The organism is Streptomyces sp. V1I1 (genome assembly GCF_030817355.1).
Lineage (GTDB): Bacteria > Actinomycetota > Actinomycetes > Streptomycetales > Streptomycetaceae > Streptomyces.
This window is the reverse complement of the sequence record NZ_JAUSZH010000001.1, coordinates 6,279,066-6,303,083: the sequence shown is the minus strand read 5'-3', so window position 1 is coordinate 6,303,083 and position 24,018 is coordinate 6,279,066. Positions and strand designations below refer to the sequence as shown.

The window sequence follows — 24,018 nt, the reverse complement described above, 5'->3', positions numbered from 1 at the left end:
ATACGCACCATGTAAGGGGCCCGCCAGCAAGGCAGGCCGTACTTACCTGTAGTCAGGCGGGTGACAGACACGTTTCTCAGACTCGTCGCGCGCCGCATGTGGCACAGATGCAGGAACAGGCTCGGTGCGCGCGAAAGGGGCCCGCCCCATGGAGTTGATTGCATGCAATCCCGCTGATCCCGCGGCCGACGCCCCCACCGCCCCTGTTACGGCCGCCGCAGTTACGACCGCCGCCGTACTCCGCGACCGGGCCTGTGGCGCACTGCTCGGCCTCGCGGTGGGCGATGCGCTCGGCGCCCCCGCCGAGAACATGCGGCCGTCGGAGATCCGCCGCCGGTGGGGTCGTATCGAAGGATTCGTGAGCGAGGACCCGGCGGGTACGGACGACACGGAGTACGCGATCTTCTCCGGCCTGCTGCTGGCGCGGCACGGCTCGGCGCTGACCGTCGCACATGTCGAGAAGGCGTGGCACCACTGGATCGCGGATCTGGACGAAGGCCCGTTCCGCGGAGCGGGGTTCAGCGAACGCGGCACCCTGGAGAACCTGCGGCGCGGGCTCGCCGCACCGATCTCGGCCCAGCACCGGCACGCGTGGAGTGACGGACTGGCGATGCGCGCGGCGCCGTTCGGCGTCTTCGCGGCGGGCCACCCGGCGGAGGCGGCGCGGCTGGTCGCGATCGACGGCACCGTCAGCCACGACGGCGAGGGCATCTACGGCGGCCAGGCGGTTGCGGCGGGCGTCGCCGCGGCGATGGCGGGCGCGGGCCCGGCCGGGGTGATCGGCGCGGCGCTCTCGGTCGTGCCGATGGACTCCTGGACGGCCCGCTCCCTGCGCCGCGCGGTGGTCGCGGCCCAGCGCACCCACGCGCACACCCTGGCGATGGAACGGGCGGTCCGCTCGGCGGTGGTGATCGGCGGCTACCCGTGGACGGACCTGGCCCCTGAGGCGGTGGGCCTGGCGTTCGGCGCGTTCGCGGCGGCCCGCGGAGACTTCCGAACGTCGGTCCTCACCGCGGTCAACATGGGCCGCGACGCGGACACCACGGCGGCGGTCGCCGGCGCGCTGGCCGGGGCGATGTCCGGGGCCACGGCGATCCCCCCGGAATGGTCCTCGGCCATCGGCCCGGTCCGCGGCAGCTGCCTCCCGTCGATGACCGGCTACCACGTCCTGGACATCGCGGAACTGCTCACCCCGGACGACGACCCGCAGGCGGCGTCATGACGTGCGAGCCGCGGTGGCGCGAGGACGCGGGACCCGCCGAGCCTGCCCCGGCAGGCCCGCCGCCGAGCGCCTCCCAGGGGCCCTGGGGCCTGCCCGCGGGCTCCGGCCGCACCCCGTCCCGTCCCATCGAAGGGCTTCTTCTCGGGCTCGCCGCGGGGGACGCCGCCGGGTGGCCGTCCGCGCGGCATCGGGCCGCGCGGATGCCCGAGTGGACCCGGCGGCTCACCCGTGAGCTCGACGACTTCGCCGAGCAGAACGCGACCACCACGCTCCCCGTCCCCATCGCCCTCAACCAGTCCCCCGAACCCCTCCGCCTCGGTCCTTCCGACGACGCCGAGTGGGCCGCCTTCGCCGCCGAGACCGTGCTCACCGCCGCCGGTGATCTCTTCGCCGGGCTCGCGCCCGGCCGCCGGATGCGCGCCGCCGTCGATCTCGCCTGGAACTCCCTCGCCAGCGAGGTCGCCGCGGCCGCCGACCGCGCCCCCGAGGTCGAGTCCGCCGTACTCCCCCTCCGCGCCCGGATCTCCGTACGCGCCGGGCTCGGCAATCTCGCCACGGGCCTCCGCCCGCCCGCCACCGGCCACGACAACCCGCACTTCTTCGACGACGCCGCCTGCGTACGCGCCGCCGTCCTCGCCGTCGTCCACCCCGGCGACCCGGCCGCCGCCGCCGCGCTCGCCGAGTTCGACGCGCGTTACAGCCAGGACGGCGACGGGGTGCACGGCGCCCGCGCCATGGCGGCGGCCGTGGCCGCGGCGCTCGGCGGCGCGCCCGTCGACGACGCCGTCGACGCCGCCCTCGCCGAACTCCCCGACGCCACCGAAATCGGCCGCAACGCCCAGCACGCCGTCAAGCTCGCCCGCGACGCCCACGGCGCCTTCGAACTCGTACCCCTCCTCGAGCACCAGATCGTCGACCACGTCTACAGCTACGGCATCGCCGCCGCCGAGACCGTCCCCGTCGCCCTCGCCCTCGCCACCGCCGCCCGCGGCCGGGTCGCCGAAGCCGTGCCCGCGGCCGCCTGTCTGTCCCGCGTCGCCGACTCCGCACCCGCCCTCGCCGGCGCCCTGACCGGCGCGCTCGGCGGCGGCGATGCCGTGCCCGCCACCTGGCGCGACGCGTGCCGCATCCTGGCCGGCTGCGCGCTCCCGCGGCTCGCCGGGACGGATCTCGTCGAACTCGCCGGGCTGCTCGCACACACGGAACTGACCGCCCCGGGTGGACAATTCCGGCATGACGACGACACTCGCGACGCTCACACTCGATGACCGGATCAGCGGCAGCCTGATCGGCGCGGCGGTCGGTGACGCGCTCGGCGGCCCGGTCGAGGGCTACACCCCGGAGCAGATCGTGGAGCGGCACGGCGGCCGCGTCCACGGCATCGTCGGCCCGTGGCACGGCGACGAATGGCGCACCGCCCGCCCCATCGCGCCGTACCACAAGGGCGACGGACACGTCACCGACGACACCCTCATGACGCACGCGCTGATCCGCGTGTACACCACCGTCCGCGACCACCTCGACGCGTACGCCGTCGCCGACCATCTGGTCCCCGACCTGATCTCGACCCCCCGCTGGATTCCGGAGCTCGAGGCTGAGGCGCTCCCCGTGCAGCGGGTCTTCCTCGCCGAGAAGTGGATGGTGGCCCGCCTCCACTACGGGCACAACGACCCGCGCGAGGCGGGCGTCGGCAACATCGTCAACTGCGGCGCGGCGATGTACATGGCCCCGGTGGGCCTGGTCAACGCGGCGCATCCGGCGGCCGCCTACGCCGAGGCCATCGACATCGCGGGCGCGCACCAGTCCTCGTACGGACGTGAGGCGGCGGGCGTCTTCGCGGCGGCGGTCGCTGCGGCGTGCCTGCCCGGCGCGACGCCCACAACGGTCGTGGACACGGCACTCTCGCTGGCCAAGGACGGCACGGGCGCGGCGATCGAGGCGGTGGCCGAAGTCGCCCCGCACCACTCGGACTTCGACTCGGCACTGGCTCCGCTCCGGGCGGCCGTCGCCCCCTTCGACACGGTCGGCCCGGACTACCGCGCCCCGTCGCTGGCCGCCCGCCGGCCCTCCCGGCTGCACGCCATCGAGGAACTCCCGATCGCCCTGGGCATGCTTCTGGTGGGCGGCGGTGACTACCGCCGTACGGTTCTCGGAGCCGTCAACTACGGCCGTGACTGCGACTCGATCGCCACGATGGCAGGGGCGATCGCGGGCGCGCTCCACGGCGAGTCCGCGGTGCCGAGTGACTGGGCGAAGACGGTCGCCGAGGCCAGCCGCCTAGACCTGCACGCCCCGGCGGCGGCGCTGACCGCGGTCACCCGCGAGATCTTCGCCCGCGACACGACTCGCCGCCGCACCCATGAATCGGCGTTCGCCCGTCTGACGGATCCGCGATGACCGGCCTCCGCCTCACCTGGGTCCAGCCGGAGGACCTGGTGCGCCACGAACTGCGCCAAGCGGACGAGGACGGCCGCGACGCGACGGAGATCCGCACCCGCTGGGCACGCGCGGGCGGCCCCCTGTCCCCGCCTCGGGACGGAGCGTCTGAGTCACCCGCACCACCGAAGCTTCGGGCCCTGGCGTACGAGCTGCTGGACGAACTGGCTCTGCTGCCGTCCCCGTTGACGGAGCATGAGCCGACGCCTCTTGCCCTGATCAAGGCCGACTGCCCGGCCTGGCCCACGCGCGAAGCGCCGAGGAGCCGGGGGCCTGGGGATCAGCCATCGCTTTCGGCACGGGGGTACTCCCCCTGGCCACGCCGGGGGCACCCCCACCCAGGCGAGGCTCTGGGGGAGGGCGGGCCAGGGGAGAAACACCCCCGCCCCAATACCCTGCACGCCTCCTGGCTCGGCCGCGCCATCGGCTGTCTCCTCGGCAAGCCGGTCGAAAAGCTCCCCCTCCATGCCATCCGCAGCATCGCCCGCGCCACTGGAAACTGGCCCCTCCACACCTGGTTCACCGCCAAAGGCCTACCCCCGGACCTCGCCGCCGCACACCCCTGGAATCGCCGGTCCGCCGGCACCTCACTCGCCGAGAACATCGACGGGATGCCCGAGGACGACGACCTCAACTACCCCCTCCTCAACCTGCTCCTCCTCCAGCGCCACGGGAAGGCGTTCACCACCCCCCAGCTCGCCCAGCTCTGGCTCGACGAACTCCCGGCCGGGCGTACCTTCACCGCCGAGCGCGTCGCCTACCGCAATCTCCTCTCCGGCGTGGAACCCCCGCTCACCGCCGGCCACCGCAACCCCTTCCGGGAGTGGATCGGCGCCGCCATCCGCGCCGATGTGCACGGCTGGACGCACCCCGGCGCCCCCGCGGCCGCCGCCGCGCAGGCCCATCGCGACGCGTCGCTCACCCACACCGCGAACGGTGTCTACGGCGCGATGTTCATCGCGGCCACCATCGCCGCCGCGGCCGGTGGCCGGAGCGACGTCCACCAGTGTCTGCAGAGCGGCCTCACCGTCATCCCCCCGCGCTCCCGGCTCGCCAAGGCCATCCGCCTCGGCATCGACACCGCCCGCGCGGAACCCGACTTCGACACCGTCGTGGACCGGCTCCACACCGCCCTCGGCCACCACCACTGGGTCCACGTCATCCCCAACGCCGCCCTCCTCGCCGCCGCCCTCACCCACGCCGACGGCGATTTCACCGGCTCCATCTGCCGTGCCGTCTCCGGGGGCTGGGACACCGACTCCAACGGCGCGACCGCCGGCTCCGTCGCGGGCCTGCTCGCCGGCCACCCCGCCGCGATCCCCGACCGCTGGACCACCGCCCTCAAGAACCGTCTCGCCACCTCTGTCGCCGGCTTCGACGGCATCGGCTTCGACACCCTCGCCCACCTCACTCACCAGGAGGCACTCCGCCCATGACCGGCATCGCGGTGCTCGGCAGCACCAACATGGACCTCGTCGCGTACGTCTCGCACGCGCCGAAACGCGGAGAGACCGTCACCGGAAGGGAATTCCTCACGATCCCCGGCGGCAAGGGCGCCAACCAGGCCGTCGCCGCCGCCCGCGCCGGCGGCGACGTCGCCATGATCGGCGCGGTCGGCTCGGACGACTTCGGCGTACGGCTACGGCACACGCTCGAATCGTCCGGCGTCGACACCGACCTTCTGCGCACCGCGGAAGGCCCCTCCGGCACCGCACACATCGTCGTAGACGAAGAAGGCGGCAACTCGATCGTCGTGATCCCCGGCGCGAACGGCACCGTCACCGCCCTCGTCCCCGGCGACGAGGCCCTCATCGCCTCCTCCGTCGCGCTGCTCCTCCAGCTCGAACTCCCCCTGAGCGCCGTACTCGACGGCGCCGAAGCCGCGCGCCGGAACGGTGTACGGACCGTCCTCACCCCCGCCCCCGCGCAGCCCCTTCCTCCCGAACTCCTCGCCGTCACCGACCTGTTGGTGCCCAATGAGCACGAGGCGGCCACCCTCGCCGGCGTCGCCGACCCGCACCTGGCCGCCGAGGCGCTGCTGCGTCAGGTCCCCGAGGTCGTGATCACACTCGGCTCGGCGGGCAGCCTGTACGCGGCCCGGGGCGCGGCTCCCGTCACCGTGCCCGCGCCTCGCGTACGGGCCGTCGACACGACCGGCGCCGGCGACACCTTCGTCGGCGCCCTCGCCGTCGCGCTCGTCGAGGGCAGGCCCGTACAACAGGCCCTGACCTGGGCCTCGGCCGCCGCCGCCCTGTGCGTCCAGCGCCCCGGCGCCTCCACCTCCATGCCGTACCGCTCAGAGATCGACGACGCCTCATGACCCACGCTCCCCCGCCGGCCGCTCCCCTCACCGGCCTGCGCGTCCTCGACCTGGCCACTCTCTTCGCGGGCCCGCTCGCCGCCACCATGCTCGGCGACTTCGGCGCGGAGGTCATCAAAGTCGAGCACCCCACCCGGCCCGATCCCTCCCGGGGTCACGGCCCCGACAAGGACGGCGTCGGCCTGTGGTGGAAGCTGCTCGGCCGCAACAAACGCACCGTCACCCTTGACCTGTCCACCCCCGACGGCCGCGAGATCCTCCTCCGTCTCGCGAAAACCGCCGACGTGATCATCGAGAACTTCCGCCCCGGCACCCTGGAGAAGTGGCAGCTCGGCTGGGAGGAGCTGAGCACAGCCAACCCCGGCCTCGTGCTGACCCGCGTCACCGGCTTCGGACAGCTCGGCCCGTACTCCCACCGCCCCGGCTTCGGCACCCTCGCCGAGGCGATGAGCGGCTTCGCCTCCATCACCGGCGAGCCCGAAGGTCCGCCCACCCTCCCTCCGTTCGGCCTCGCCGACTCGATCGCGGCGCTCGCCACCGCGTACGCCGTCATGACCGCGCTCACCGCCCGCACCGCCACCGACCGCGGCCAGGTCATCGACATGGCGATCATCGAGCCGATCCTGACCGTGCTCGGCCCGCAGCCCCTCTGGTACGACCAGACCGGGTACGTACAGAAACGGACCGGCAACCGCTCCTGCAACAACGCCCCGCGCAACACCTACCGCACGGCCGACGGCTCCTGGCTGGCCGTCTCCACCTCCGCCCAGTCCATCGCCGAACGCGTCATGCATCTGGTCGGTCGCCCGGACGTGATCGACGAGCCGTGGTTCAGCACCGGCAGCGGCCGTGCCGAGCACGCCGACGTGCTCGACGAGGCGGTCGGCGGCTGGATCGCCTGCCGCACCCGCGCCGAAGCCATGGCCGCCTTCGAGAAGGCCGAAGCGGCGATCGCACCGATCTACGACGTCCGTGACGTCATGGAAGACCCCCAATACCAAGCGCTGGACACCATCACCGAGGTCCCCGACCCCGAACTCGGCACCCTCCGGATGCAGAACGTCCTATTCCGGCTCTCCGAGACCCCAGGCGCCATCCGCTGGGCGGGCCGCCCGCACGGCGCCGACACGGACGAGGTCCTCAGCGAACTCGGCCTGTCCCGGGCCGAAATCACCGCTCTGCGCACCCAGGGCGCCCTATGACCACACCCCTCACCTGGCTGTACGCCCCCGGGGACCGGCCCGAGGTCGTCCACAAGGCCCTCGCCTCCAACGCCGACGTCGTGATCGTCGACCTGGAGGACGCCGTGTCCCCCGACCGCAAGAAGTACGCGCTGGCCGCCACAGCCGAACTTCTCGCTTCCCCCCAGACGCTTCCGGTCCATGTCCGCATCAACACCCCCCATGACATCGAGGCCCTGACCACACTCCCCGGCCTCTGTGCTCTGCGTATCCCCAAGGTCGCATACGCCACTGACATCCGGCGGATCGCGGCCCGCGCACCAGGCGTCCCCCTCTATCCGCTCCTCGAGTCCGCGCTCGCCATCGAGCACGCGTACTCCATCGCCACCGCACACCCCGCCGTCCACGGCATCGCCATCGGCGAGGCAGACCTCCGCGCAGACCTCGGCATACGGGACGGCACCGGCCTCGACTGGCCGCGCACCCGCATCGTGGTCGCCGCCCGCGCGGCAGGCCTGGCGCCACCGGTCCAGTCCGTCTTCCCCGACATCCGCGACCTGGACGCCCTCTACGCCTCCTGCACCCACGGCCGCGCCCTCGGCTTCCTGGGCCGGGCGGCCATCCACCCCCGCCAGCTCCCGGTCATCGAGCGGGCGTTCCGCCCCACGCCCGAGGAGATCGAGGCGGCGGAGGAGGTCGTCAAGGCGGCCGCCACGGACGAGGGCGCGCTGGCCCTGCCGGACGGCCGCTTCGTGGACGCCGCGATCGTGGCAGCGGCGCAGCGGACCCTCTCCCTCGCGCGACGCGAGGGCGGATAGGAGCGGAGGAGCGGAGGAGCAGACGGGGAACGCACGAGGCCGCCGGAACCACTCGGTCCCGGCGGCCTCGTCACGTAAGTCGCGCAAGTCGCCTAAGTTGCGCAAGTGCCGGCGGTCAGCCCTTCTTGGCCGACTCCGCGTCCACGTCTGCGGCCGAGTCCTCCGCAGCAGCCTCGTCCCCGTCCGCCGGGTCCTCAGCCGGGTCGCCCGCAGCGTCGTCCGCCTCCGGCTTCGCAGCCGCCGCCTTCGCCGACTTGTCGGACCTCTCCGGCTCGACGATCTCCTCGCGCCCGGGCCGCACCCGCGCCGAGATCACCATGTACGTCACCGCCAGCACGAAGACGACAATCGAGGTCCACACATTGAGGCGCAACCCCAGCACGTGGTGCGCCTCGTCGACCCGCATGTACTCGATCCAGGCCCGGCCCACGCAGTAGGAGGCGACGTAGAGCGCGAACGCCCGGCCGTGTCCCAGCTTGAAGCGCCGGTCGGCCCAGATGACCAGCAGCGCGACGCCGATGCACCACAGGGACTCGTACAGGAACGTCGGGTGGTAGAGGCCCGCCTCGCGGTTCGTACCCTCGGTGATCTTGAGGGCCCACGGCAGATCCGTCGGCTTGCCGTACAGCTCCTGGTTGAACCAGTTGCCCCAGCGGCCGATCGCCTGCGCTATGGCGATGGCGGGCGCGAGAGCGTCCGCCCAGGCCGGCAGCGGGATCCCGCGGCGGCGACAGCCGATCCAGGCGCCGACCGCGCCCAGCGCGATCGCGCCCCAGATGCCGAGGCCGCCCTCCCAGATCTTGAAGGCGTCGACCCAGTTCTCACCCTCGCTGAAGTACAGCTGGTAGTCGGTGATCACGTGGTACAGCCGGCCGCCGACGAGACCGAAGGGCACCGCCCAGACGGCGATGTCGGCCACGGTGCCGGCCTTGCCGCCGCGAGCGATCCAGCGCTTGTTGCCGTACCAGACGGCCGCGAAGACACCGATGATGATGCAGAAGGCATAGCCGCGCAGCGGGAGTGGTCCGAGATGGATCACTCCGGTCGACGGGCTGGGAATGTAGGCAATATCCATGGCAGGACCGACGCTACCCTGCCGGGCCGGACGCACGGCAACCCACCCGGCAACTTCTGGATAACGAGCCGCGTCCCGGACGTACGCCGATGTACACCGATGTACGCCAGGAGGCTGCCCGGAAGCCGTCAGGAGGAGGCCGGGCTCGGCGTGGAGCGATCGGTGCCCGGCTTCTTGCCCTTGTTCGCCTCTTCGACCCACTTCTTGAAGTTGGCGACGGAGATCTGCTCGGAGCCCTTCTGCGGGAAGACGGACTCCCCGTTGAGCAGCACGGTCGGGGTACCGCCGAAGCCGCCGTTCTTGAAGGCGGTGTTCGACTTGGTCACCCAGCTGCTGTGCTTGCCGTCCTCCACACAGCTGCGGAATTCGGGTGTGTCCAGGCCGTCGACCTTGCCCGCGAGCTCGATCAGCCTGCTGTTCTGGGCGAAGGCGTCGTCCGTCTCCGGCGGCTGGTTCTGGTACAGCACGTCGTGGTACGGGGCGAATTTCCCCACGTCCTGGGCGCACGCCGCGGCGTTCGCCGCGTGCAACGAGCCGCTGCCGCCCATGTTCCCGTCGATGATGGTGGCGAGGTGGTACTCGATCTTGAGCTTGCCCGCCTGCTCCAGCTCATGGATGGTGTCTCGGAGACCGTTCTCGAAAGCGGCGCAGGCCGGGCAGCGGAAGTCCTCCCACACCGTGAGCGTGGACGGGGCGTCGCTCGCGCCCACCGGGATCGCGAGCTGGTCCTTGCCCTGCACGCCCGCGGGCGCGAGGAGCGGACCGGCGTCCGAGCCGCTGTCCTTCTTCTTCCCGGCGTTCGCGGCGATCACGCCGACGACGGCGGCGAGGCCGAGGACGCCGACCACCGCGGCGGAGACGATCAGCAGCCGCCGTCGTTTCTCACGCGCCTTCTCCGACTCACGTTCCTGTTGGAGCCGCTCGCGCGCGGTCCGCTTCCGTTCCTGGTTCTTCTCGCTCACATCCGGCAAACGAACCAGGGAGGCATGTGCATGCCTCCCCGGTCCGAGATCCACCCTTATGAGCTACGCGTCCCGGCGCACGCCTTCGGCGAGTTCGGCCGCCAGTTCCCGCACCGCCGCCAGGCCCGTGGCCTGGTCCGGTGCGTCGAGGAGCCGCTTCACGAACGCGGACCCGACGATCACGCCGTCCGCGAAGGAGGCGACCTCGGCGGCCTGCTCGGGGTTGGAGACGCCGAGGCCCACGCAGACCGGCAGCTCGGTGGTGGCGCGGGTGCGCCGTACCAGGTCCTGGGCCTGTGCGCCCACCGACTCACGGGTGCCGGTCACGCCCATCAGCGAAGCCGCGTACACAAAGCCGGAACCGGCCGCCGTGATCTTCGCCAGCCGGGCGTCCTTGCTGCTCGGCGCGACAACGAAGACCGTGGCGAGGCCGTGCTTCTCGGCGTGCTCGCGCCACACGCCGGCCTCCTCGACCGGCAGGTCGGGCAGGATGCAGCCGGCGCCGCCCGCGTCGGCGAGCTCGGCGGTGAAGCGCTCGATGCCGTAGCGGTCGATCGGATTCCAGTACGTCATCACGAGGACCGGCTTGCCGGTGGACTCGTGCGCCTCGCGGACCGTACGCATCACGTCGGCGATCTTGACGCCGCCGCGCAGGGCGATGTCGTCGGCGGTCTGGATGACGGGGCCGTCGAGGACGGGGTCGCTGTGCGGCAGCCCGACCTCGACCACGTCAGCGCCGCCGTCCAGGGCGGCCTTGACCGCCTCGATACCGCCGTCGACGGTCGGGAAGCCGGCCGGGAGGTACGCGATGAGCGCGGCCCGGTTCTCGTTCCTGGCCTGCGCCAGGGTGTCGCTCAACAGCTGGATGTTGCCGCTCACTTCGCGTCCCTCCTGATCTCGGCGTAGCCGTTCTCCGCGGAGGCGTCGGCGGTGACCTTCGCGTCCCCCTCGCCGTCGTACAGCCCGAAGTAACGGGCGGCGGTGTCCATGTCCTTGTCGCCACGGCCGGACAGATTGACGACGATCAGACCGTCCTTGCCCAGTTCCCGGCCGACTTCCAGCGCACCGGCCAGCGCGTGCGCGGACTCGATCGCCGGAATGATGCCCTCGGTACGGGACAGCAGCAGCAGCGACTGCATGGCCTCGTCGTCGGTCACCGCGCGGTACTCGGCCCGGCCGCTGTCCTTGAGGTACGAGTGCTCGGGGCCGATGCCGGGGTAGTCGAGTCCGGCGGAGATCGAGTACGGCTCGGTGATCTGGCCCTCCTCGTCCTGCAGGACGTACGAGCGCGAACCATGCAGGATGCCGGGCTCGCCCGCGGTCAGAGTGGCCGCGTGCTCGCCGGACTCGATGCCGTGGCCCGCGGGCTCGCAGCCGATGAGCCGTACGGACGCGTCCCGGATGAAGGCGTGGAACAGCCCGATCGCGTTTGACCCGCCGCCGACGCAGGCGACGGCGGCGTCCGGCAGCCGGCCGGCCCGCTCCAGGATCTGGCGGCGGGCCTCGACGCCGATGACGCGGTGGAAGTCGCGGACCATGGCGGGGAAGGGGTGCGGTCCGGCGACCGTGCCGAAGAGATAGTGCGTACGGTCCACATTGGCGACCCAGTCGCGGAACGCCTCGTTGATGGCGTCCTTCAGGGTCCGGCTGCCGGAGGCCACCGGGATGACCTCGGCGCCGAGCATCCGCATCCGCGCCACGTTCAGGGCCTGGCGCTGGGTGTCGATCTCACCCATGTAGATGGTGCACTCGAGGCCGAAGAGCGCGCAGGCGGTCGCGGTCGCGACGCCGTGCTGGCCGGCGCCGGTCTCGGCGATGACCCGGGTCTTGCCCATGCGCTTGGTGAGCAGCGCCTGGCCCAGCACGTTGTTGATCTTGTGCGAGCCGGTGTGGTTGAGATCCTCCCGCTTCAGGAAGACCCGCGCCCCGCCGGCGTGCTCGGCGAACCGGGGCACCTCGGTGAGGGCGCTGGGGCGGCCGGTGTAGTTGACCATCAGGTCATTGAGCTCGGCGGCGAAGGCGGGGTCGGCCTTGGCCTTGTCGTACTCGACGGCAACCTCGTCGACCGCGGCGACGAGCGCCTCGGGGATGAACTTGCCGCCGAATGCGCCGAAGTAGCCCTCGGCGCTGGGGACTTGACCCTCCGGGTCCGGGATGAAGAAGTCGCTCGACATGCGACATGCTCCTTGTCGGGGCGGTTGCCCCAGAAGTCTGGTGTGCAAGGGACACGGTATGCGCGTGCGCGGCTGCCCGACGGGGCGTTGTTCCCCACCCCGCCCCTACCCGTAACCGGGGCTCCGCCCCGGACCCCGCGCCTCAATCTCCCCCAGACTTCGTCCGGGGGGACCCCCACGCGGCTTGATTTGCCCGGACGCTTGAAGTTCCGCCCGTCCGGGCGGAACTTCAAGCCCGTCCGGCGATTGAGGACACGCCCGAAGGGCGTACGGGGGTCTGGGGGCTTGCCCCCAGTTCGGGAAGGGGCGGGGTGGGGAAAGCACCCGCCCGAGACCGCCTAGCGGCAGTCGCACGCGCGAACCGCGCGCCATCGCGCATGCCGTTGACCTGGCCCGGCTCGGAGCCGATGACGTATCGCACCCGGCGGCCGTGTACCCGGCGGGCCGGGGCCCGGCAGCCGCGGGGCTTGCAGCCTCGGGCCAGCCGCGCGTATGGGTCACGCGCGGCGGCGAGCGCCGCGCCGCGGGGAGCCGTGACCGTCCTGCGCACGTCGCCCGCCGCCGGACGCGACGGCGTCCGGTACTGCGGGGCCACACGGCCGACGGCGGTCATGGGGTCGGTCAGCTCCGCCCGTGACGCAGGGCCGGGTGCGCACCCGCGGCGACCAGGTCGGCGACCGCCGACTTCGGGTCACGGCCGGTGACCAGGGACTCGCCGACCAGCACCGCGTCGGCGCCCGCGTTCGCGTAGGCGATCAGGTCGTGCGGACCGCGCACACCGGACTCGGCGATCTTGACGATGTGCGCCGGAATCTCGGGGGCGACCCGCTCGAACGTCGAGCGGTCGACCTGCAGCGTCTTCAGATCGCGGGCGTTGACGCCGATGATCTTCGCTCCGGCCTCCACCGCGCGCTCGACCTCGTCCTCGTCGTGCACCTCGACCAGCGGGGTGAGCCCGATCGACTCGGCGCGCTCGATCAGCGAGACCAGGGCCTCCTGCTCCAGCGCTCCGACGATCAGCAGAACGAGGTCGGCGCCGTAGGCCCTGGCCTCCCACAGCTGGTACGCGGTGACGATGAAGTCCTTGCGCAGCACCGGGATGTCCACCCTGGCGCGGACGGCTTCGAGGTCGGCGAGCGAGCCGCCGAAGCGGCGCTGCTCGGTCAGTACGGAGATGACGGCCGCGCCGCCCGCCTCGTAGTCGGCGGCGAGCCCGGCCGGGTCGGCGATCGCGGCCAACGCGCCCTTCGACGGGCTGGAGCGCTTGACCTCACAGATCACATGGACGCCCTCGCCACGCAGCGCGGCGACGCCGTCCTTGGCCGCAGGAGCCTTGGCGGCGCGCTCCTTCAGCTCGTCGAGGCCCACACGCGCCTGCCGCTCTGCGAGGTCGGCGCGCACGCCTTCAATGATCTCGTCGAGCACACTCACGCGAGCGGCCCCCTTCCGGGACGGTTCAGATGGATCAGGATCAGCCATGTCGATGGTATCCGCAGGAGGGCCCGGGCCTCGCATCCGGTTGACGCCCGTCCCACTACCTGGGACTTTGCGGGTCCGGGGTCGTCCCCCGGACGGGCACGGTCACGGCGCGAGCGCAGAGCCGAACGGCAGGTTCCGGATCACGCTGAAGGCGAGGAGTACACCGCCGAGCGACCACCACCACACCGGCGTGACGGCGATCCGCAGGGGCACGCCCCGTGCGGCGTGAATCAGCCACACCACCCACACTACGGCGAAGATTCCGTAGCCCGCGACGGCGATGGCATTGGTCCCGAGCGCGGTGGTCAGATCTCCGTGGATGAACGCGTGGGCACTGCGCAGCCCCCCGCAGCCCGGGCAGTAGATCCCGGTGAAGCGGAACAGCGGGCAGACCGGGTAGTGGCCCGGTTCGTTGGGATCGACCGTGCCGACATACGCGAAGGCCGCGGCGACCCCGGCGAGGGTGGCCAGGGGCGTCGCCAGTCGCCGTGCGAGCGGGGCAGGGCCGGGCTCACGGGCGGGTGCGGCGGGAGAAGGCATGGCGTCCACCCCGTGATTGTCGCCGTTGATACGGAAAGGCGCATACGGAAAAGGGGCATACACAGAGGCGCAGCCCGGCAACGCTGGGCTGCGCCTCGCAGCGTGGAGCCGTACGGCAGCGTCAGGAGGACGCCTGCGCCGTGGCGGGCTGTGCCGTGGCGACCTGCGCCTGGTCCGCCTGCGACCTCGCCCGCACGTGGGCCTCCGACTCCTTCGGCATGCCGAGTCCGGCGGCCTTCATGGCCAGGCCGACCACGCCGCCGAGGATGATCACGGCCACTCCGGCCCAGAAGCCGAGCGGATTGGCCGCCACCATGAAGACGCCTGCGACACAGAAGCCGATGAAGGCGATGGTGACACCGGTCCAGGCGGCCGGGGTGTGTCCGTGGCTGCTGCCCGCCATGAGTTTGCTCCTCGTTGATGATGCTCTGGGGTGACCTGTTGCGCTGTGGTGAGCCGGAAGCTCACCTCACATTGTCCCGTACGCCGTGGCATGCGATGACGTGGGGTGTCTCACGCTTCCCGCGTCGGGTCCTCGCCGCGGTCCAGGGCCTTCCACAGATCCTCGGGCCGGTCCGGGTCCACGGCCGGTGCCTTGCGCGGCCGGGGGGTGCCGTCGCGCTCGTACCGGCCGGACATCGTGGGCCACTGCTTGCCGTACCGCAGCGCGAGCAGGCCCGCGAGCAGGATCAGCAGGCTGCCGGCCACGGTCACATAGGGCCAGGCGGTGTGGGTGAGCGCCTCGACCGTGGCGGCCGCGTCGCCGGTGGTCTTCGCCGCCTGCTCGTCGAGGGCCGCGCTGTCGGAGGCCCCGAGGAAGGCGGCGAGCGCCGCGCCGGCCCCGCTCAGGGCGAGCAGCACGGCGACGAGCAGCCGGCCCGCGCTGCGCACCGCGAAGACGGCGACGAGGGCGGCCAGGCCGACGATGGCGAGCGCCGTCGGGACTCCGGTGACATCGCTGCCCTGGGCGTCGAGCGGCAGCGTGCCGCCGCCGACGGCTGCCCTGCCCTCGGCCCAGACCTGGCCGGCGGCGAGCAGTACGACGGTCGCGCCGACGGCGCCGAGGAACAGGGCCGCGGCGAGGCTGCGGCGGCTGCCGGTGGCGGATGCCGATCCGGCGCGGGGCTGGGGTACGGGTACAGCGCTCACATACCCCACTATCCCTTACCGCCCAGTCAGCTGTTGAGGCGGTTCGCGGTGTGCACGGCGCGGAGCACCGCGGCCGCCTTGTTGCGGCACTCGGTGTCCTCGGCGACCGGGTCCGAGTCGGCCACGACCCCCGCTCCGGCCTGCACGAACGCCGTGCCGTCGCGCAGCAGTGCGGTACGGATGGCGATCGCGGTGTCGGAGTCACCGGCGAAGTCGAGATAGCCGACGCAGCCGCCGTACAGTCCGCGCCGCGAGGGCTCCAGCTCGTCGATGATCTGCATCGCGCGCGGCTTGGGGGCGCCGGAGAGGGTGCCGGCGGGGAAGCAGGCGGTCAGCACGTCGAAGGCGGTACGGCCCTCGGCGACCTGGCCGGTCACCGTCGAGACGATGTGCATGACGTGGGAGTACCGCTCGATCGACATGAAATCGACGACCTCGACGCTGCCGGGCTCGCAGACCCGGCCCAGGTCGTTGCGGCCGAGGTCGACCAGCATCAGGTGTTCGGCACGCTCCTTGGGGTCGGCCATCAGCTCGTCGGCGAGCGCCTGGTCCTCCTGCGGGGTCGCGCCGCGCGGCCGGGTCCCGGCGATGGGGTGGACCATGGCGTGCCCGTCCTCGACCTTGACGAGCGCCTCGGGGCTGGAGCCGACGACATCGAAGCCATCGAAGCGGAAGAGGTACATGTACGGGCTGGGGTTGGTTGCCCGCAGCACGCGGTAGACGTCCAACGCGCTTGCCGTACAAGGGGTTTCGAACCGCTGGGAGGGCACGACCTGAAAGGCCTCGCCGGCCCGGATGCGCTCCTTGATGTCCTCGACGGCGTCCTGGTAGTCCTCGCCGCCCCACAGCGCGGAGAACTCCGGCAGCTCGGAGGGCGGCAGCACGGCGGGCGCGGAGGCCAGCGGCCGTGTGAGGTCGGCCTCCATAGCGTCCAGGCGCGCGACGGCGTCGGCGTAGGCCTCGTCGACGCCGGTGTCGAGGTCGTTGTGGTTGATCGCGTTGGCGATCAGCAGGACGGTGCCGTCCCAGTGGTCGAGCACGGCGAGGTCGGAGGTGAGCAGCATGGTCAGCTCGGGGAGCTTCAGGTCGTCGCGCTCGCCGGGGCCGATCTTCTCCAGCCTGCGGACGATGTCGTACCCGAGATAGCCGACCATGCCGCCGGTGAAGGGTGGCATTCCGGAAGCGAGGTCGCGTGTGGGGGTACCTCCCACGCCGCTAGGCGTAGGGGGAGTGTGCAGCGCCTCGACGGTGGCGCGCAGGGCCCGCAGGGGGTCGCCGTCGACCGGGACGCCGACCGGCGGGGTGCCGAGCCAGTGCACATGGCCGTCACGTTCGGTGAGGGTCGCGTCGGAGCGTACGCCGATGAAGGAGTACCGGGACCAGGAGCGGCCGTTCTCGGCGGACTCCAGGAGGAAGGTGCCTTCGCGCTCGCCGGCGAGCTTGCGGTAGAGCCCGACCGGGGTGTCGCCGTCGGCGAGGAGCTTGCGGCTGACGGGGATGACACGGCGGTCGGCGGCGAGCTTGCGGAAGGTGTCGAGATCCATGGCGCCCGACCCTACTGGTCCAGCGGGAGCACGTCGGCGTCGAAGCAGGTGCGGGCCCCGGTGTGGCAGGCGGCTCCGACCTGGTCGACCTTGACGAGGATCGCGTCGGCGTCGCAGTCCAGCGCGACGGACTTGACGTACTGGACATGGCCGGATGTGTCGCCCTTGACCCAGTACTCCTGGCGGCTGCGGGACCAGTAGGTACAGCGGCCGGTGGTCAGGGTGCGGTGCAGGGCCTCGTCGTCCATCCACCCGAGCATCAGCACCTCACCGGTGTCGTACTGCTGGGCGATGGCCGGAACCAGGCCGTCGGCGCTGCGCCTGAGGCGGGCGGCGACGGCGGGATCGAGGGAGCTGGCGGGGACACTGCTGGTCATATGGCCATTGTGCCGTGCCCGGCGGGGGTGGCGGGCGGTGCGTCCACTGGGCGGACCCGGTGCGGCCGCCGTAGGCTGGCGGACATGTCGACCCATGCCAAGCGTGAACGACTTCTGCTCGCCGACCTGTTGGAGACGGCGGGCCCCGATGCTCCGACCCTGTGCGAAGGCTGGAAGACCCGTGATCTGGCCGCCCATGTGGTGGTGCGGGAGCGGCGGATGGACGCGGCGGGCGGGATTCTGATCGGCGCGCTCAAGGACCGGCTGGAACGGGTCCAGGCGGAGTTCGCCTCGAAGCCGTACGAGGAGCTCATCCAGCTGATCCGTACGGGACCGCCGCGGATGTCTCCGTACGGGATCAAGCAGCTCGACGAGGCGGCCAACACCGTCGAGTTCTATGTGCACACCGAGGATGTGCGGCGGGCCCAGCCGGACTGGACGCCGCGCGATCTGGACCGGGTCTTCGAGGACGCCCTGTGGTCGCGCCTCGAGAAGGCGGCCAGGCTGCTGGGCCGCAAGGCACCGGTCGGGCTTGTGCTGCGGCGTACGGACGGGCAGACGGCGGTCGCCCACCGCGGCACCCCGGTGGTGACGGTGACCGGGGAGCCGGGTGAGCTGACGATGTTCGCCTTCGGACGGCAGGACGTGGCGCGGGTGGAGCTGGAGGGCGACAAGGACGCGATCGCGCGGCTGCACGAGACCGAGGCGTTCGGGATGTAGGTCACCCGGTCACCCGTACGGCGGACGGCAGCGGTGCCGCGACGGTGGGCCACGCCAGGTCCTCGATGCCGGCGCCAGGTCCTCCAGGTCAGCGGACGGGGTGCCCCGCCTCCCGCAGGGCGTCCTTGACCTGGGAGATACGCAGATCGCCGAAGTGGAACACGGAGGCCGCCAGCACCGCGTCCGCGCCCGCCGCGACGGCCGGGGGGAAGTCCGCCGACTTGCCCGCGCCGCCGCTCGCGATGACCGGGACGGACACGTGCTTACGGACCGCCGCGATCATCTCGATGTCGTAGCCGTCCTTCGTGCCGTCGGCGTCCATCGAGTTGAGCAGGATCTCGCCCGCGCCCAACTCGGCGGCCCGGTGCGCCCATTCGACGGCGTCGATGCCGGTGCCCTTGCGGCCGCCGTGCGTGGTGACCTCGAAGGAGCCATCGGCAGTACGCCGCGCGTCGACCGACAGCACCAGCACCTGGCGGCCGAAACGCTCCGCGATCTCGCGGATCAGCTCGGGGCGGGCGATCGCGGCGGTGTTCACGCCCACCTTGTCCGCGCCCGCGCGCAGCAGCTTGTCCACGTCGTCGGCGCTGCGCACGCCGCCGCCCACGGTCAGCGGGATGAAGACCTGCTCGGCGGTGCGGCGCACCACGTCGTACGTCGTCTCACGGTTGCCGGACGAGGCCGTGATGTCGAGGAAGGTCAGCTCGTCGGCGCCCTCGGCGTCGTACAGCTTGGCCATCTCGACGGGGTCGCCCGCGTCCCGCAGATTCTGGAAGTTGACTCCCTTGACGACCCGGCCGTTGTCCACGTCCAGGCAAGGGATGACTCGGACCGCGAGGGTCATTCGGCACCTCCTCGGTAGGCCTCGACCTCGACCTCGACGACCAGGCTCGGTTCGACGAAGCCGGAGACGATGAGCATCGACGTGGCCGGACGGACCTCGCCGAACAGTTCCTTGTGTGCGCGGCCGACCTCGTCCACGTCCCGGGCGTGCGTGATGTACATCCGCGTACGCACGACGTCTTCCCGGCCGAGGCCCAGCTCCTTCAGCGCGTCGAGGGCGACACCGAAAGCGGTCACCGCCTGCTCGTACGGACCGCCCGCGGCGATCTGGCCGCCCACGACCGAGGTGCAGCCGGAGACCAGGACCAGGCCGTTCGGCAGCTGGACGGCGCGGGAGTAGCCGAAGGCCTCCTCCCACGGCCCGTCCGAGCCGATACGCCGTACGGAATCAGAGCCTGAATCGGTCATGCCGACACCGCCGCGAGTGCCTCTTCGAGGGTGAACGCCTTCGCGTACAGCGCCTTGCCGACGATCGCGCCCTCGACGCCCTCGGGCACCAGCGAGGCGATCGCCCGCAGATCGTCGAGCGAGGAGACGCCGCCGGAGGCGACGACCGGCTTGTCGGTGGCCGCGCAGACGTTCTTCAGCAGCTCCAGGTTGGGGCCCTGGAGGGTGCCGTCCTTGGCGATGTCGGTGACGACGTAGCGGGCGCAGCCCTCGGAGTCGAGCCGGGCGAGCGTCTCGTAGAGGTCGCCGCCGTCGCGGGTCCAGCCGCGGCCGCGCAGCGTCGTACCGCGTACGTCCAGCCCGACCGCGATCTTGTCGCCGTGCTCTGCGATGACCTTGGCGACCCACTCGGGGGTCTCCAGCGCGGCCGTCCCCAGGTTGACCCGGGCGCAGCCGGTGGCCAGCGCGGCCGCGAGCGAGGCGTCGTCACGGATACCGCCGGAGAGCTCGACCTTGACGTCCATCGCGTTGGCGACCTCGGCGATCAGCGCCCGGTTGTCGCCGGTGCCGAAGGCCGCGTCCAGGTCGACCAGGTGCAGCCACTCGGCGCCCGCGCGCTGCCAGGTCAGGGCGGCCTCCAGCGGAGAGCCGTACGACGTCTCCGTACCGGACTCACCGTGCACGAGGCGGACGGCCTGGCCGTCGCGGACGTCGACGGCGGGGAGGAGTTCAAGCTTCGGCATTACAGCGTCTCAATCCAGTTGGTCAGCAGCTGGGCGCCGGCGTCGCCGGACTTCTCGGGGTGGAACTGGGTCGCCCACAGCGCGCCGTTCTCGACGGCTGCGACAAAGCGCTCGCCGTGCGTGGCCCAGGTGACCTGGGGCGCGCGGATGGCGGGGTTGGTGACTTCCAGGCTCCACTCGTGCACGGCGTAGGAGTGCACGAAGTAGAACCGGGCATCGGCGTCGACTCCGGCGAAGAGCTTGCTGTCGGCCGGCGCTTCGACGGTGTTCCAGCCCATGTGGGGAACGATCGGGGCCTTCAGCGGGCCGACCGTGCCGGGCCATTCGTCGAGGCCCTCGCTCTCCACGCCGTGCTCGATGCCGCGCGCGAAGAGGATCTGCATGCCGACGCAGATGCCCATGACCGGGCGGCCGCCGGAGAGCCGGCGGTCGACGACCCACTCGCCGCGGGCCTTCTTGAGGCCTTCCATGCAGGCGGAGAAGGCGCCGACGCCGGGGACGAGGAGCCCGTCGGCGTTCATGGCCGTGTCGAAGTCACGGGTGATCTCGACGTCCGCGCCGACGCGGGCCAGCGCCCGCTCGGCGGAGCGGACATTGCCGAATCCGTAGTCGAAGACGACGACTTTCTTCGGAGTGCTCATTCCCAGATCCCCTGAATCCGCAGGACGCCGGCGCCCAGGCACATCACGGAAGCGATGGTGAGAAGCACGATCAGGCCCTTGGGCATCTTCTGCTTGGAGAAGGAGTACACACCGCCGGCGAGGAAGAGCCCGACGACGATGAGAACGGTGGAGAGGCCGGTCATGGGGTTGCTGCGCCCTTCTCGTTCGCTTCTCCGCCCGCGCGGCGCAGAGGTGCCACTATCGCGATCGTCTGCGGCCCGGCGGCCGCGCGTACGTCGCCCGCTGCGCCCTTCTCGTTCGCTTCTCCGCCCGCGCGGCGCAGAGGTGCCACTATCGCGATCGTCTGCGGCCCGGCGGCCGCGCGTACGTCGCTCACAGTGCGCCCTTCGTGGAGGGGAGGATGCCCACCGCGCGCGGGTCGCGCTCGGAGGCGTACCGCAGAGCGCGGGCCAGCGCCTTGAACTGGCACTCCACGATGTGGTGCGCGTTGCGCCCGTACGGGACGTTGATGTGCAGCGCGATCTGGGCCTGGGCGACGAAGGACTCGAAGATGTGCCGGGTCATGGTCGTGTCGTACGAGCCGATCATGGGCGCCATGTTCTCGGGCTCGGTGTGCACGAGGTACGGGCGGCCCGAGAGGTCCACGGTGACCTGGGCGAGGGACTCGTCCAGCGGCACGGTGCAGTTGCCGAATCGATAAATCCCCACCTTGTCGCCGAGCGCCTGCTTGAAGGCGGCGCCGAGCGCGAGGGCGGTGTCCTCGATGGTGTGGTGCGAGTCGATGTGCAGATCGCCCTCGGTCTTCACGGTGAGGTCGAACAGGCCGTGGCGGCCGAGCTGGTCGAGCATGTGGTCGTAGAAGCCGACCCCGGTCGACACGTCGACCTTTCCGTGGCCGTCGAGGTCGATCTCGACGACGACGGACGTCTCCTTGGTGGTGCGTTCGACACGGCCAACGCGGCTCATGCGTCGTACTCCTTCTTCAGTTCACGAACCGCGTCGAGAAACGCGTCGTTCTCTTCTGGGGTGCCGGCGGTGACCCGCAGCCACCCGGGCACTCCGTTGTCACGGACCAAGACGCCCCGGTCGAGGATCTTCTGCCAGGCCTCATGGCTGTCGGGGAAGCGGCCGAACTGGACGAAGTTGGCGTCCGATTCGGTGACCTCCCAGCCGATCGCGCGCAGCTCGGTGACCAGCCGGTCCCGCTCACGCTTCAGCTGCTCGACATACCCGAGCAGCGTATCGGTGTGCTCCAGCGCGGCCAGCGCGGTGGCCTGGGTGACGGCCGACAGGTGGTACGGCAGGCGCACCAGCTGGACGGCGTCGACCACGGCGGGGTGCGCGGCCAGGTAGCCGAGGCGCAGACCGGCCGCGCCGAAGGCCTTGGACATGGTGCGCGAGACCACGAGGTTCGGCCGACCCTCGATCAGCGGCAGCAGCGAGGGGCGGTGGCTGAATTCGACGTACGCCTCGTCGACGACCACCAGGGACGGCTTGGCAGCCTGGGCCGCCTCGTACAGCGCGAGGACGGTTTCGGCCTGGACCGCGGTGCCCGTCGGGTTGTTGGGCGAGGTGATGAAGACGACGTCCGGCCGGTGCTGGGCGATGGCCTCGCCTGCCGCGTCGAGGTCGATCGTGAAGTCGTCGCGGCGCGGTCCTGAGATCCAGTGGGTGCCGGTGCCGCGCGAGATGAGTCCGTGCATCGAGTACGAGGGCTCGAAGCCGATGGCGCTGCGGCCGGGGCCGCCGAAGGTCTGGAGCAGCTGCTGGATGACCTCGTTGGAGCCGTTGGCGGCCCAGACGTTGGCGAGAGTCACCTCGTGCCCGGCCGTACGGGTGAGGTAGCGGGCGAGCTCGGTGCGCAGTTCGACGGCGTCCCGGTCGGGGTAGCGGTTGAGCCCGCGCGCGGCCTCCGCGACCCGCTCGGCGATCCGCTCGACCAGCGGCTCGGGCAGCGGATACGGGTTCTCGTTGGTGTTCAGCTGTACGGGTACGTCGAGCTGGGGCGCCCCGTACGGGGACTTGCCGCGAAGCTCGTCGCGGATGGGCAGATCGTCGATTCCGGTCACTGCTCAGGCACCTTCCATCCGAAGCGTGCCTTGAGGGCGGCGCCGTGCGCGGGCAGGTCCTCGGCCTCGGCGAGCGTGACGACATGGTGCGTCACGTCGGCGAGCGCGTCGCGCGTGTAGTCGACGATGTGGATGCCGCGCAGGAAGGACTGGACGGACAGGCCCGAGGAGTGGCAGGCGCAGCCACCGGTCGGCAGGACGTGGTTGGAGCCCGCGCAGTAGTCACCGAGCGAGACGGGCGCCCACGGGCCGACGAAGATCGCGCCGGCGTTGCGGACCCGGGCGGCGACCGCGGAGGCGTCGGCGGTCTGGATCTCCAGGTGCTCGGCGCCGTACGCGTTGACTACCCGCAGTCCCTCTTCGACGCCGTCGACCAGGACGATCGCGGACTGCTTGCCGCTCAGCGCCGGGACGATCCGGTCCTCGATGTGCTTGGTTGCCGCGACCTGCGGCTCGAGCTCCTTCTCGACTGCGTCCGCCAGCTCCACGGAGTCGGTGACCAGCACGGCGGCGGCCATCGGGTCGTGCTCGGCCTGGCTGATCAGGTCGGCGGCGACGTGCACCGGGTCGGCGGCCGAGTCGGCGAGGATCGCGATCTCGGTCGGACCCGCCTCGGTGTCGATACCGATGCGGCCGGTGAAGTACCGCTTGGCGGCGGCGACCCAGATATTGCCGGGGCCCGTCACCATGTTCGCGGGGGCGCATCCGTCAGGTCCCTCGGTGCCGTACGCGAACATCGCCACGGCTTGGGCGCCGCCCGCGGCGTACACCTCGTCGACGCCGAGCAGCGCGCAGGCGGCCAGGATCGTCGGGTGCGGCAGCCCGTCGAACTCTTTCTGCGGCGGGGACGCGAGCGCGACGGATTCGACGCCCGCCTCCTGCGCCGGCACCACGTTCATGATCACGGAGGAGGGGTAGACGGAGCGGCCGCCCGGTGCGTACAGACCGACGCGCTCGACCGGCACCCACTTCTCGGTGACGGTGCCTCCGGGGACGACCTGGGTGGTGTGCTCGTCTCGGCGCTGGGCGCGGTGCACGATCCTGGCGCGCCGGATCGACTCCTCCAGAGCGGCCCTGACCTCGGGGTCGAGCTGCTCCAGGGCGTCGGCGAGTGCCGCTGCGGGCACTCGTACCCGGTCCAGCTTCACACCGTCGAATTTCTCCGCGTACTCGATCAGCGCCGCCGTGCCGCGATGATGCACGTCCTCGCAGATGGGCCGCACCTTCTCCAGGGCTGCTTCCACGTCGAACTCGGCACGGGGCAGCAGGTCGCGCAGAGCGGCACCCTCGGGGAGAGCGTCGCCACGCAGATCGATTCGAGAGATCACAGAGCAATTCTCTCAGACCGGATTCCGC

General features: G+C 71.6%; 28 protein-coding genes. 8 read left to right on the top strand and 20 right to left on the bottom strand.

Annotated features, from left to right (window positions below):
- The first annotated feature begins 148 nt into the window (after positions 1 to 148).
- The 7 genes from QFZ67_RS29505 to QFZ67_RS29475 are packed head-to-tail and all read left to right on the top strand — an operon-like array spanning position 149 to position 7,977.
- On the top strand, positions 149 to 1,222 hold the full coding sequence (locus QFZ67_RS29505; protein ID WP_307664093.1) for an ADP-ribosylglycohydrolase family protein: 1,074 nt from the start codon (positions 149 to 151) through the stop codon (positions 1,220 to 1,222).
- The gene (locus QFZ67_RS29500) at positions 1,219 to 2,490 is read left to right on the top strand and encodes an ADP-ribosylglycohydrolase family protein (protein ID WP_307664092.1); all 1,272 of its coding nucleotides are present in this window, start codon (positions 1,219 to 1,221) and stop codon (positions 2,488 to 2,490) included. The genes QFZ67_RS29505 and QFZ67_RS29500 overlap by 4 nt, the downstream gene beginning before the upstream one ends.
- Positions 2,456 to 3,619 carry an ADP-ribosylglycohydrolase family protein gene (locus QFZ67_RS29495; protein ID WP_307664091.1) on the top strand — a complete coding sequence of 388 codons (1,164 nt, stop codon included), beginning with the start codon at positions 2,456 to 2,458 and terminating at the stop codon, positions 3,617 to 3,619. The genes QFZ67_RS29500 and QFZ67_RS29495 overlap by 35 nt, the downstream gene beginning before the upstream one ends.
- Positions 3,616 to 5,094 (top strand): ADP-ribosylglycohydrolase family protein, encoded by a 1,479-nt coding sequence (locus tag QFZ67_RS29490; protein WP_307664090.1) that lies wholly within the window; start codon positions 3,616 to 3,618, stop codon positions 5,092 to 5,094. Before QFZ67_RS29495 ends, QFZ67_RS29490 begins: the two co-directional genes overlap by 4 nt.
- Positions 5,091 to 5,978, top strand: a complete 888-nt coding sequence (gene rbsK, locus QFZ67_RS29485) for a ribokinase (RefSeq protein ID WP_307664089.1) — start codon at positions 5,091 to 5,093, stop codon at positions 5,976 to 5,978. The genes QFZ67_RS29490 and rbsK overlap by 4 nt, the downstream gene beginning before the upstream one ends.
- The gene (locus tag QFZ67_RS29480) at positions 5,975 to 7,180 is read left to right on the top strand and encodes a CaiB/BaiF CoA-transferase family protein (RefSeq protein WP_307664088.1); all 1,206 of its coding nucleotides are present in this window, start codon (positions 5,975 to 5,977) and stop codon (positions 7,178 to 7,180) included. The genes rbsK and QFZ67_RS29480 overlap by 4 nt, the downstream gene beginning before the upstream one ends.
- Complete coding sequence (locus QFZ67_RS29475; RefSeq protein WP_307664087.1) at positions 7,177 to 7,977, top strand: CoA ester lyase; 801 nt, start codon at positions 7,177 to 7,179, stop codon at positions 7,975 to 7,977. Before QFZ67_RS29480 ends, QFZ67_RS29475 begins: the two co-directional genes overlap by 4 nt.
- A 115-nt stretch (positions 7,978 to 8,092) precedes the next feature.
- Here QFZ67_RS29475 and lgt read toward each other — a convergent pair whose 3' ends face one another.
- From lgt to hisI, 11 genes are all read right to left on the bottom strand, one after another.
- Positions 8,093 to 9,052 carry a prolipoprotein diacylglyceryl transferase gene (lgt, locus tag QFZ67_RS29470; RefSeq protein ID WP_307664086.1) on the bottom strand — a complete coding sequence of 320 codons (960 nt, stop codon included), beginning with the start codon at positions 9,050 to 9,052 and terminating at the stop codon, positions 8,093 to 8,095.
- A gap of 128 nt (positions 9,053 to 9,180) precedes the next feature.
- Positions 9,181 to 10,014 carry a thioredoxin domain-containing protein gene (locus tag QFZ67_RS29465; protein ID WP_307664085.1) on the bottom strand — a complete coding sequence of 278 codons (834 nt, stop codon included), beginning with the start codon at positions 10,012 to 10,014 and terminating at the stop codon, positions 9,181 to 9,183.
- A 63-nt stretch (positions 10,015 to 10,077) separates the two neighbouring features.
- Complete coding sequence (gene trpA / locus QFZ67_RS29460) at positions 10,078 to 10,893, bottom strand: tryptophan synthase subunit alpha (RefSeq protein WP_307664084.1); 816 nt, start codon at positions 10,891 to 10,893, stop codon at positions 10,078 to 10,080.
- Positions 10,890 to 12,188: a tryptophan synthase subunit beta gene (gene trpB / locus QFZ67_RS29455; protein WP_307664083.1), complete on the bottom strand. Its 1,299-nt coding sequence runs from the start codon at positions 12,186 to 12,188 to the stop codon at positions 10,890 to 10,892. Before trpB ends, trpA begins: the two co-directional genes overlap by 4 nt.
- 229 nt (positions 12,189 to 12,417) lie before the next feature.
- Positions 12,418 to 12,801: a tryptophan biosynthesis modulator TrpM gene (gene trpM / locus QFZ67_RS39185; protein WP_373430143.1), complete on the bottom strand. Its 384-nt coding sequence runs from the start codon at positions 12,799 to 12,801 to the stop codon at positions 12,418 to 12,420.
- A gap of 8 nt (positions 12,802 to 12,809) precedes the next feature.
- A complete protein-coding gene (gene trpC, locus QFZ67_RS29450) occupies positions 12,810 to 13,619 on the bottom strand; it encodes an indole-3-glycerol phosphate synthase TrpC (RefSeq protein ID WP_307664082.1) in 810 nt (269 codons plus the stop codon).
- 150 nt (positions 13,620 to 13,769) lie between these two features.
- The gene (locus QFZ67_RS29445; RefSeq protein WP_307664081.1) at positions 13,770 to 14,207 is read right to left on the bottom strand and encodes a DUF2752 domain-containing protein; all 438 of its coding nucleotides are present in this window, start codon (positions 14,205 to 14,207) and stop codon (positions 13,770 to 13,772) included.
- 121 nt (positions 14,208 to 14,328) lie between these two features.
- A complete protein-coding gene (locus tag QFZ67_RS29440) occupies positions 14,329 to 14,610 on the bottom strand; it encodes an HGxxPAAW family protein (protein WP_307664080.1) in 282 nt (93 codons plus the stop codon).
- A gap of 110 nt (positions 14,611 to 14,720) precedes the next feature.
- Positions 14,721 to 15,365 (bottom strand): TIGR02234 family membrane protein, encoded by a 645-nt coding sequence (locus tag QFZ67_RS29435; RefSeq protein ID WP_307664079.1) that lies wholly within the window; start codon positions 15,363 to 15,365, stop codon positions 14,721 to 14,723.
- Between the two features lie 17 nt (positions 15,366 to 15,382).
- Positions 15,383 to 16,900 (bottom strand): anthranilate synthase component I, encoded by a 1,518-nt coding sequence (locus QFZ67_RS29430; RefSeq protein WP_307664078.1) that lies wholly within the window; start codon positions 16,898 to 16,900, stop codon positions 15,383 to 15,385.
- An 11-nt stretch (positions 16,901 to 16,911) separates the two neighbouring features.
- Entirely contained in the window at positions 16,912 to 17,277 is a 366-nt protein-coding gene (gene hisI, locus QFZ67_RS29425) for a phosphoribosyl-AMP cyclohydrolase (RefSeq protein WP_307664077.1), read from the bottom strand.
- An 84-nt stretch (positions 17,278 to 17,361) separates the two neighbouring features.
- Between hisI and QFZ67_RS29420 the strand changes: the two genes are divergently transcribed.
- Positions 17,362 to 17,997, top strand: a complete 636-nt coding sequence (locus QFZ67_RS29420) for a TIGR03085 family metal-binding protein (RefSeq protein WP_307664076.1) — start codon at positions 17,362 to 17,364, stop codon at positions 17,995 to 17,997.
- An 88-nt stretch (positions 17,998 to 18,085) separates the two neighbouring features.
- On the opposite strand, the gene hisF is transcribed toward QFZ67_RS29420, so the two are convergent.
- Genes hisF through hisD form a run of 9 tightly spaced genes read right to left on the bottom strand, consistent with a single transcriptional unit; the run spans position 18,086 to position 23,990 of the window.
- On the bottom strand, positions 18,086 to 18,841 hold the full coding sequence (gene hisF, locus QFZ67_RS29415; RefSeq protein WP_307664075.1) for an imidazole glycerol phosphate synthase subunit HisF: 756 nt from the start codon (positions 18,839 to 18,841) through the stop codon (positions 18,086 to 18,088).
- Positions 18,838 to 19,248, bottom strand: a complete 411-nt coding sequence (locus QFZ67_RS29410; protein WP_307664074.1) for a RidA family protein — start codon at positions 19,246 to 19,248, stop codon at positions 18,838 to 18,840. The genes hisF and QFZ67_RS29410 overlap by 4 nt, the downstream gene beginning before the upstream one ends.
- Positions 19,245 to 19,970, bottom strand: coding sequence for a bifunctional 1-(5-phosphoribosyl)-5-((5-phosphoribosylamino)methylideneamino)imidazole-4-carboxamide isomerase/phosphoribosylanthranilate isomerase PriA (gene priA, locus QFZ67_RS29405; protein ID WP_307664073.1), 726 nt, complete (start codon positions 19,968 to 19,970; stop codon positions 19,245 to 19,247). Before priA ends, QFZ67_RS29410 begins: the two co-directional genes overlap by 4 nt.
- Positions 19,970 to 20,611 (bottom strand): imidazole glycerol phosphate synthase subunit HisH, encoded by a 642-nt coding sequence (hisH, locus tag QFZ67_RS29400; RefSeq protein ID WP_307664072.1) that lies wholly within the window; start codon positions 20,609 to 20,611, stop codon positions 19,970 to 19,972. The genes priA and hisH overlap by 1 nt, the downstream gene beginning before the upstream one ends.
- Positions 20,608 to 20,775: a hypothetical protein gene (locus tag QFZ67_RS29395; protein WP_307664071.1), complete on the bottom strand. Its 168-nt coding sequence runs from the start codon at positions 20,773 to 20,775 to the stop codon at positions 20,608 to 20,610. The genes hisH and QFZ67_RS29395 overlap by 4 nt, the downstream gene beginning before the upstream one ends.
- A complete protein-coding gene (locus QFZ67_RS29390; protein WP_307664070.1) occupies positions 20,772 to 20,969 on the bottom strand; it encodes a hypothetical protein in 198 nt (65 codons plus the stop codon). The genes QFZ67_RS29395 and QFZ67_RS29390 overlap by 4 nt, the downstream gene beginning before the upstream one ends.
- A complete protein-coding gene (hisB, locus tag QFZ67_RS29385) occupies positions 20,966 to 21,559 on the bottom strand; it encodes an imidazoleglycerol-phosphate dehydratase HisB (RefSeq protein WP_307664069.1) in 594 nt (197 codons plus the stop codon). The genes QFZ67_RS29390 and hisB overlap by 4 nt, the downstream gene beginning before the upstream one ends.
- Positions 21,556 to 22,662, bottom strand: coding sequence for a histidinol-phosphate transaminase (locus QFZ67_RS29380; RefSeq protein ID WP_307664068.1), 1,107 nt, complete (start codon positions 22,660 to 22,662; stop codon positions 21,556 to 21,558). Before QFZ67_RS29380 ends, hisB begins: the two co-directional genes overlap by 4 nt.
- Positions 22,659 to 23,990, bottom strand: coding sequence for a histidinol dehydrogenase (hisD, locus tag QFZ67_RS29375; protein ID WP_307664067.1), 1,332 nt, complete (start codon positions 23,988 to 23,990; stop codon positions 22,659 to 22,661). The genes QFZ67_RS29380 and hisD overlap by 4 nt, the downstream gene beginning before the upstream one ends.
- Positions 23,991 to 24,018: the final 28 nt, after the last annotated feature.